Here is an 898-nt window from a genome sequence, read left to right as displayed (position 1 = left end):
CGTCATGCTCAATTCCCTGCAAAACCCTCTTTCCCTCATCGGCCGCGTGCTGCTGGCTTTGCTATTCGTGCCTGCCGGCTTCAGCAAGATCGCCGGCTTTGCCGGAACGGCCGGCTACATCGCCTCCAAAGGTGTGCCGCTGCCCGAAGTCGCCGCGGCTGCCGCCATTGCGATTGAGCTGGGACTGGGCCTGTTGCTGCTGGTCGGTTTCATGACGCGCTGGGCCGCGCTCGGCATCGCGCTCTTCACCGTGGTGATCACCTTCATCTTCCACAACTACTGGGGCGTGCCCGCCGAGCAAGCCATGATGCAGCAACTGATGTTCTTCAAGAACATCGCCGTGGTCGGCGGCCTGCTCACCGTGGCGGCCTGGGGCGGCGGCGCCTGGAGCCTGGACGCCAAGCTCAAGGGCTGATTCGCCGGCAAGGCTGCAGCAGGGTTCACGCCCGGCTGCGGCTTTTTTTGTTTTGGCGGGTTCCAGATTTCATCCTTCTCCTTTATTCATCTTCCTGCGAAAGACCCGGAATGCCCAAAGTTGTCGTGATTTACCACTCCGGCTACGGCCATACCCAGCGAATGGCGCAGTCAGTCGCCGAGGGCGCGGGCGCTGAACTGGTAGCTATTGATGCCGAAGGCAACCTGCCCGAAGGCGGCTGGGAAACCCTCGATGCCGCCACCGCCATCATCATGGGATCACCCACCTACATGGGCAGCGTCAGCTGGCAGTTCAAGAAGTTTGCCGATGCTTCCTCCAAACCCTGGTACACCCAGGCGTGGAAGGACAAGCTGTTTGCCGGCTTCACCAACAGCGCAGCCATGAGCGGTGACAAGATGTCGACGCTGAATTACCTCTTTACTTTGGCCATGCAGCATGGCGGCATCTGGGTCAGCCAGGGCG

Annotated in this window: 2 protein-coding genes; both read left to right on the top strand. The window is 61.1% G+C overall.

Features of this window, described 5'->3' with window-relative positions; all coding sequences use genetic code 11:
• The first annotated feature begins 4 nt into the window (after positions 1–4).
• Positions 5–415: a DoxX family protein gene (locus AC1DWI_RS24705; protein WP_477668953.1), complete on the top strand. Its 411-nt coding sequence runs from the start codon at positions 5–7 to the stop codon at positions 413–415.
• A 110-nt stretch (positions 416–525) separates the two neighbouring features.
• Positions 526–898: flavodoxin family protein (locus AC1DWI_RS24700; protein WP_477726116.1), on the top strand; the 373-nt coding region annotated here is incomplete at its 3' end.

The sequence above is a fragment of the Polaromonas sp. P3_C2 genome, from assembly GCF_056402675.1.
Note: the sequence above shows the minus strand (reverse complement) of the source record. Positions and strands in the feature narration are given on the sequence as shown.

Coding starts and splice junctions, on each gene's coding strand:
- AC1DWI_RS24705 (WP_477668953.1), top strand. CDS start 5: ATGCTCAATTCCCTGCAAAACCCTCTTTCCCTCATCGGCCGCGTGCTG.